The 6297-nt window shown below is 48.2% G+C and carries 8 protein-coding genes; 5 read left to right on the top strand and 3 right to left on the bottom strand.

All coding sequences use genetic code 11. The annotated features are described in order from the left end of the window. Positions 1-299 precede the first annotated feature (299 nt). From ccoG to V7D78_RS09900, 3 genes are read left to right on the top strand one after another with little or no spacing between them, the layout of a single operon-like run. The gene (gene ccoG, locus V7D78_RS09910; protein WP_333608291.1) at positions 300-1745 is read left to right on the top strand and encodes a cytochrome c oxidase accessory protein CcoG; all 1446 of its coding nucleotides are present in this window, start codon (positions 300-302) and stop codon (positions 1743-1745) included. Continuing rightward, complete coding sequence (locus V7D78_RS09905) at positions 1732-2751, top strand: serine/threonine protein kinase (RefSeq protein WP_333608290.1); 1020 nt, start codon at positions 1732-1734, stop codon at positions 2749-2751. The genes ccoG and V7D78_RS09905 overlap by 14 nt, the downstream gene beginning before the upstream one ends. A 46-nt stretch (positions 2752-2797) precedes the next feature. Then, positions 2798-3436, top strand: a complete 639-nt coding sequence (locus V7D78_RS09900; RefSeq protein ID WP_333608289.1) for a thiol:disulfide interchange protein DsbA/DsbL — start codon at positions 2798-2800, stop codon at positions 3434-3436. 63 nt (positions 3437-3499) lie between these two features. Here V7D78_RS09900 and V7D78_RS09895 read toward each other — a convergent pair whose 3' ends face one another. Further along, positions 3500-4363: a DUF817 domain-containing protein gene (locus tag V7D78_RS09895; RefSeq protein WP_333608288.1), complete on the bottom strand. Its 864-nt coding sequence runs from the start codon at positions 4361-4363 to the stop codon at positions 3500-3502. 63 nt (positions 4364-4426) lie between these two features. On the opposite strand from V7D78_RS09895, the gene V7D78_RS09890 reads away from it, so the two are divergent. Both V7D78_RS09890 and V7D78_RS09885 read left to right on the top strand, forming a co-directional pair. Continuing rightward, positions 4427-5005: a DUF6942 family protein gene (locus tag V7D78_RS09890; RefSeq protein WP_333608287.1), complete on the top strand. Its 579-nt coding sequence runs from the start codon at positions 4427-4429 to the stop codon at positions 5003-5005. Next, a complete protein-coding gene (locus V7D78_RS09885) occupies positions 4998-5468 on the top strand; it encodes a hypothetical protein (protein WP_333608286.1) in 471 nt (156 codons plus the stop codon). The genes V7D78_RS09890 and V7D78_RS09885 overlap by 8 nt, the downstream gene beginning before the upstream one ends. A gap of 10 nt (positions 5469-5478) precedes the next feature. On the opposite strand, the gene V7D78_RS09880 is transcribed toward V7D78_RS09885, so the two are convergent. Both V7D78_RS09880 and V7D78_RS09875 read right to left on the bottom strand, forming a co-directional pair. Then, entirely contained in the window at positions 5479-5913 is a 435-nt protein-coding gene (locus V7D78_RS09880; protein WP_333608285.1) for a DUF4920 domain-containing protein, read from the bottom strand. A 21-nt stretch (positions 5914-5934) separates the two neighbouring features. Then, a complete protein-coding gene (locus V7D78_RS09875; protein WP_333608284.1) occupies positions 5935-6285 on the bottom strand; it encodes a Rid family hydrolase in 351 nt (116 codons plus the stop codon). Positions 6286-6297: the final 12 nt, after the last annotated feature.

The raw sequence follows: 6297 nt of genomic DNA, 5'->3' as shown, positions 1-6297 counted from the left end.
GCCACTGCTCGGTGCTTTATCCAGAATCAACTCATAGGCTTTATCCCGGTAGGGCCGGATTAGCTCATGATCAGAAAACGTGATAATTAACAGTACCACCACCACTAACCAGAAAAATGTTTTCATCTTTTCACTACTCTATTGCTAAAGGGCTCAGTAAACACACCTATTACCACACTCCACTATTGTAAAGGAATTCATCCGTCAGCGCATCAGCCATCAGCATCAGGTTATTTTATATCAAATAATTTGCCGGTAAGCCTGATATAATGCGCTTGTAGCAAATCAGAGGAGTCAGTATGGATCAGCAAAAAATTGATATCAAAACCATTCCGGTTGAAGTACAGATCCATAGACCTGATCAGACAGAGACTGGCCGTTATGCCTCACGTGATCGCATTTATGTAAGAGCAGTCAAAGGCCTGCATCAGAGCATTCGCCGCAATATGGGCTTTGTTTTTATGGGGCTTTTTATGTTGCTGCCCTGGCTGAAGTTTAACGGCCAGCAAGCGATATTACTCAATATTGCTGAGCAAAAGTTCAGTATTTTTGCCCTGACACTGTGGCCACAAGATTTCACTCTGCTCGCCTGGATCTTTATTATCGCTGCCTATGCGCTGTTCTTTGTCACCACCTTTTATGGCCGGGTCTGGTGTGGTTATTTATGCCCGCAATCTGTCTGGACCTTTATTTTTATGTGGTTTGAAGAAAAAATTCAGGGCAGTCGCAATCAGCGCATAGCACTAGACAAAGCGCCATGGTCAGTCAGCAAATTTGCAAAAAAAGCCCTGACCCACTTTTGTTGGCTTGGCTTTGCCTTACTGACATCGCTGATTTTTGTCGGCTATTTCACTCCGGTAGGCCCGTTATTTATTAATTTCTTCACCATGCAAGCTGGCTTTTGGGCGGTTTTATCAGTACTGGTTTTTACCCTTTGCACTTATGGTAATGCTGGCTGGATGCGCGAAATTATGTGTACTCACATCTGCCCCTACGCCCGCTTTCAATCGGCGATGTTTGATAAAGATACCTTTACCGTAGCTTATGACGAAAAACGTGGTGAAAACCGCGGTCCACGCAGCCGGAAAGATACCGATTATAAAGCTAAAGGTCTGGGCGATTGTATCGACTGCAACCTCTGTGTGCATGTCTGCCCGACCGGTATTGATATCCGCAATGGCCTGCAATATGAATGCATTAACTGTGGTGCCTGTATTGATGCCTGTGACGATACCATGACCAAAATGGGCTACCCCACCGGCCTTATAAGCTATACCACAGAGCACAATCTCAAAGGTCAGAAAACGCGCATTTTCCGCGGAAAACTGGTGGGTTATTTTCTGATACTGGTGCTGGTGTGCGCCGCCTTTGTAACAAATCTCGTACTGCGCAAGCCACTGGAGCTTGATGTGTTGCTTGATCGTGGCGGCGCGGGTGCCGGCGGCAGCCTTTATCGTGAAACGGCCAGCGGCATGATTGAAAATACTTACCGCCTGGCGGTGATTAATAAATCACAGCAAGCGAAAACTTTAGTGTTAACCGTTGAGAGTGATCAGCCGCTGCAATGGATAGGGCCGACAGAAATCACCTTGGTTGGCGGTGAAAGCCGCGATGTGCCAATAAGCCTGTCATTCAACCCTAACGAGGCTGAACGCGGTCGATTTATTGTTCGTTTTAGCATGACAGATCAGGCTAATCCCAGCCTGAGCGTCAGTCAGGAAAGCACCTTCTTTGCTGGCCGATAAACCAGCCCCGACAGGCACCTTTGATTTCTCGGGTTTAGGCCCGGAAATCATTCTGGATGCCTTATTTTCACTGGGGCTGGATGTCAGCAGTGGTTTACTGGCGTTAAACAGCTACGAAAACCGGGTGTATCAGTTTAGTGCTTATCCGCAGGCGGCCCTGCAGGCACAAAAGTACGTGGTAAAATTTTACCGGCCAGAACGTTGGAGCCCTCAGCAAATTCAGGAAGAGCATGATTTTGCTTTTGAATTAGCCGCCGCTGAGATACCCATGGTGGCACCACTGCGTTTTGCCGGTAGCAGTTTGCAGTTTTACAAGGGTTATTATTTTGCGGTTTTTCAAAGCCGCGGCGGCCGCACGCTGGAAGTAGACAACGATGAGCAACTGGCAATGCTCGGCCGTTTTTTAGGTCGCATGCACCAACTTGGCCGCCAGCGGCCTTTTAGCCATCGCCCCACCTTCAGTATTGACAGCCATTTACTGCAAAGCCAGCAAGTGTTAAATAAGCTGCAATTAATACCGGACTATATGCGGCCGGCTTTTGATACCATACTGCAACAGGTGATAGACGAAGCTAGCAAGCAATATAAACCCAGCACCCTAATCCGCCTGCATGGCGATTGTCATGCCGGTAACTTGTTTTATATTGAACAAGGGCCGTTTTTTGTCGATCTGGATGATTGCCGCATGGGCCCGGCCATTCAGGATATCTGGATGATGCTTTCCGGCGAGCGTCACGAGCAGCGATTAACGCTGGAGTTGATGCTGGAGGAATATGAACAATACTGTGACTTTGATCCAGCGGAACTAAAACTGATCGAGCCACTCAGAGCTATGCGTATAATACACTATATGGCCTGGTTAGCCCGACGCTGGCAAGATCAGGCGTTTGTGCAAAGCTTTCCCTGGTTTGCTACCGATAAATACTGGGAGCAGCAATGCTTAGTGCTAAAAGAGCAGCTGGCTCTGTTACAACAACCCGCGTTATCACTGGTGCCCGGTTACTGAAATTTGTTAAGCTAGCCGGCAAACATTTATGTGTAGAGGTTTATTAATGAAAAAGTGGTTATTATCTGGCGTTGTTGCGCTGTTATTACCTTGTGCGGCCATGGCCAATACCTTTATTCAAGGCAAACATTATGATGTGATTGCTGAACAAGTCACGGCAAAACCTGAAGTTAAAGAGTACTTTTCGTTTTATTGCGGTGGCTGCTACAGCTTTGAGCCGGTAGTACAGCAATTGGCGCGTAACCTGCCAGCTGATACAGAAATGAAAAAAGTGCATGTCGATTTTGTGCGTGCTGCTTCGCCGGAAATCCAGAACCTGCTCACCCGCGCTTACATTGTCGCGAGTAACCTTGGCAAAGGTGATCAGGTATCTATGGCCATTTTTAATCAAATTCACCGCAGCAGAGTACCCTTTCGCAGCGAAGCCGATGTGCGTAGTTTACTGGCTATCCACGATATAGATGGCGACACCTTTGACAAAGCGATGCGCAGCTTTTCGGTGATGGGCGCCGCCCGCCAGATGATGCGTGAGCAGGAAGAGTTATCTAACCGCCGCGTGTTAACCGGCGTACCTATGCTGGTGGTTAATGGCAAGTACCGCATAATTAACGAAGGCCTGAATCAACGTAATCTGCAGCAAGACTTGCAACAACTGGTAGACTATTTACTGGCTAAAGACGCCTGACATTGATACAAGCAACACCGGGCTGCCCTCATTGTTATTCATGATGGCAGCCCTTTTTTGACATTACTTTGGCACATCAATACGCTGCTTTACGTACTTTAATTGTGCCACTATGGTAAAAGTCATAATGACCAGCAATGACCATGAACTCCATTTCCCCAAATGCACCGCCGACCAGGCTCCCAGCTGATTAGGATAGCTCCATAATCCCATAAATGTACTGATGTTTTCTGCCAGCCAGATAAAGAAACCGACCAATATAAACCCCAGTAGTAATGGCATACTGCGCTCTTTATCCAATGGCGTAAAATACACCATACTGCGGGCGTAGAGGCCAAGCGTTGCGGCGGCGATATACCAGCGGTAATCACCAATAAAATGATGTGTAAAAAAATTAGCGTAAATCAGCAAGGCAACCATTACCGCCATCCAATAAGGTGGATGATGTACTACTCTTAGCTGCAGTAAACGCCAGATCTGAATAATATAACTGCCCACAGCCGCATACATAAAGCCGGCAAACAAGGGCACACCAAGTAGCTTAGTGTATGCAACATCGGGATAGCTCCAGGATTGAATGGCACTGGATACTTTAAACACTTCCAGCGCAAAGCCCACCAGATGAAACAAACATATGGCTTTTAGTTCATCGACCGTTTCCAGTTTGCTCCATACCATCCAGTACTGAATAAGCAGCGCCAGGATCAGCAGCACATCGTATCGTGGCAAGCCAAACAAGCCGCTGCGCGGTACCAGCAACACTGACGCAAAAAACAAGCCGACAAACAAACAGGCGCGCGCCTGTTTCAGGCCAAAGAACCAGAACTCCCAACAGAACCGCTTTAGCCCTGTGGTATGTTGCGGTAGCCTAACCTGCATTAACCAGTTATCCAGCCGGTTAACCGCAGCAACAGAAATTGTACTCATAGATAGCCTCTGGCACAGTGAGCGTTAAAATTACCCTGCCTTGCCTTAGCAGGCAAGCAGCCTATGTTAAAGTGCTTACCTGAATTATTGCTGAGCAATGATATGAAAATCTTACCTTTACCCGCCTGTGGTTTTGGGGATAGCACAGCGCTTATCCGTGTTTACATTTCCCGGCCGCCGCCAATGGCAGAATATGCGGATTTGCAGACTGTGCAAGCGTTACACATAGGTGAGATTGCGTTGATAAACCAGGCTTGCGGCAATGGCTGGCGCAAGGTGTTTAATGTATATGCTAAGTTGTTGTTTGCGCTTAACGCAAAGCCGTTTACCTTTAGCCGGCAAGCTGTCAGCTGGCAGCAGTATCGTGACAGGCGGTTACTGCAGGCCGGTAGTGGCACCGCATTGCTGTTTAGTGAGCCGCAGTTACAGCAAACGGCTAATACTATTCATATTATTACTGGCCGCACTTATGCCAAAACGCTAACAGAGGCAGGTTTGCCAGCTCAGCTTTACTGGTTAAATAGTGAATTTGCCATGGACAAGGTTAACCGGCTGTTGGTGTGCCCGTACTTTGATTACCGCCAGCTTAATAATGAAAAGCTGGTTTTTTTAGCCCAACTGATAAAGGAATTAGATGAATAACGCTAATTTATTGACCCAGCTGCAGCAGTTGTGCGAAATATTGCAGCCATTTCAGTTCGGGGTGGGTGGCAGTAGCCTGCTGTGGCAGCTGGGGCTGGAAACTGCGCCAAATGATATTGATATTGTCTGCTCTGAGCAGGACTTTGCGCAAATAACTGAGGTGTTATCTGCGCGCTTCTTGCCGCAGCCTATACCCGCTCATCCTGCTTATGTTTCGGCACATTTCAACCGTTTTAGCCGCGATGGTTGGCCTGATATTGATGTGATGGCCGGTATTGCCGTAAAACTGGGTGGCAACGTCACCCGCTGGCAGTTTCATACGCATCGTTGTCACTGGCAAAATGGGGTGTGCTGGATGCCACCCGCCGACTGGCTGCAGCTATATCAGCTGTTCAACCGACCAGAACGGGTCGCTCAGTTACGCCAATATCTGGTGCAACTGCGGCTGAGCAGCCTGAACTAGTACGGCTACACTATTCTGCAATAGTGACTGCGCTTGGCACCAGCTGATAGCCATCTGCCTTACCTTCACCTTGGGGCCACAGTTTAAGCGCCCCATGGGCATAAGCGGTTTTACCTTTAGCGCTGATTGGAAAAACCATGTCGCCATCGCGCACTTTTATCCGGAATTTCGGCTCACTCTCAGCGGTGGCCAATGTCATCCAGCAGTGTTGTTTGCTGCACACTGCTGTCACCTCGCCTGCAATTGTCAGGGTTTGTTCCAGATAATGCTCAGGCTTGGCCATAATGGCAGACACCGAAGTTAGGCTTGTAGTATCAAACACCTCGCCAAATTGCAGCGGTTCAGCCTGAACCAAGCCAGTAGCCACAAACGCTGACAGCAGCACACCCGTTCGTATTGCCTTTTTATCCAGTAACTTTGCCAGTAACGCAGTAAATTTTTGCATTTTAAACTCCAGTAAATGTACTCAGGCAGCGTACGCTGCCACAAAGGCGATTTCAACCAGCATGGCACTATCCAGCAGCTCTGCTTTGATACAGGCACGGGACGGCGCACAGCCCGCCGGCAACCACTGCTGCCAGGCCTGATTTAACGCGGCCACATTAGCTCTGTCGGTTAAATATATAGTGGCACTTAATAGCTGTGCAGGACTACTGCCAATACTGACCAGCGTTTGCGCTGCCTGACTCAGCAGTTGTTGTAGTTGTGCCTGAAAATCAACACGGGTATCGGCAGGCACTTCAACAAAATGGGCGATGCCGTTGTACAAGGTGGCATCTGACCACAGGGCTGTGGTATTGAGGCGGCTAATTTGCATACTTAGACCTTA

It is taken from the genome of Arsukibacterium sp. (genome assembly GCF_036735525.1).
Taxonomy (GTDB): domain Bacteria; phylum Pseudomonadota; class Gammaproteobacteria; order Enterobacterales; family Alteromonadaceae; genus Alishewanella.
This window is presented reverse-complemented; position numbering and strand designations above follow the sequence as displayed.

Bases quoted from the DNA above. Each gene is read 5' to 3' on its own strand.
- ccoG (WP_333608291.1), top strand. From the start codon at position 300: ATGGATCAGCAAAAAATTGATATCAAAACCATTCCGGTTGAAGTACAG.
- V7D78_RS09900 (WP_333608289.1), top strand. From the start codon at position 2,798: ATGAAAAAGTGGTTATTATCTGGCGTTGTTGCGCTGTTATTACCTTGT.
- V7D78_RS09895 (WP_333608288.1), bottom strand. From the start codon at position 4,363: ATGAGTACAATTTCTGTTGCTGCGGTTAACCGGCTGGATAACTGGTTA.
- V7D78_RS09890 (WP_333608287.1), top strand. From the start codon at position 4,427: ATGTTAAAGTGCTTACCTGAATTATTGCTGAGCAATGATATGAAAATC.
- V7D78_RS09885 (WP_333608286.1), top strand. From the start codon at position 4,998: ATGAATAACGCTAATTTATTGACCCAGCTGCAGCAGTTGTGCGAAATA.
- V7D78_RS09880 (WP_333608285.1), bottom strand. From the start codon at position 5,913: ATGCAAAAATTTACTGCGTTACTGGCAAAGTTACTGGATAAAAAGGCA.
- V7D78_RS09875 (WP_333608284.1), bottom strand. From the start codon at position 6,285: ATGCAAATTAGCCGCCTCAATACCACAGCCCTGTGGTCAGATGCCACC.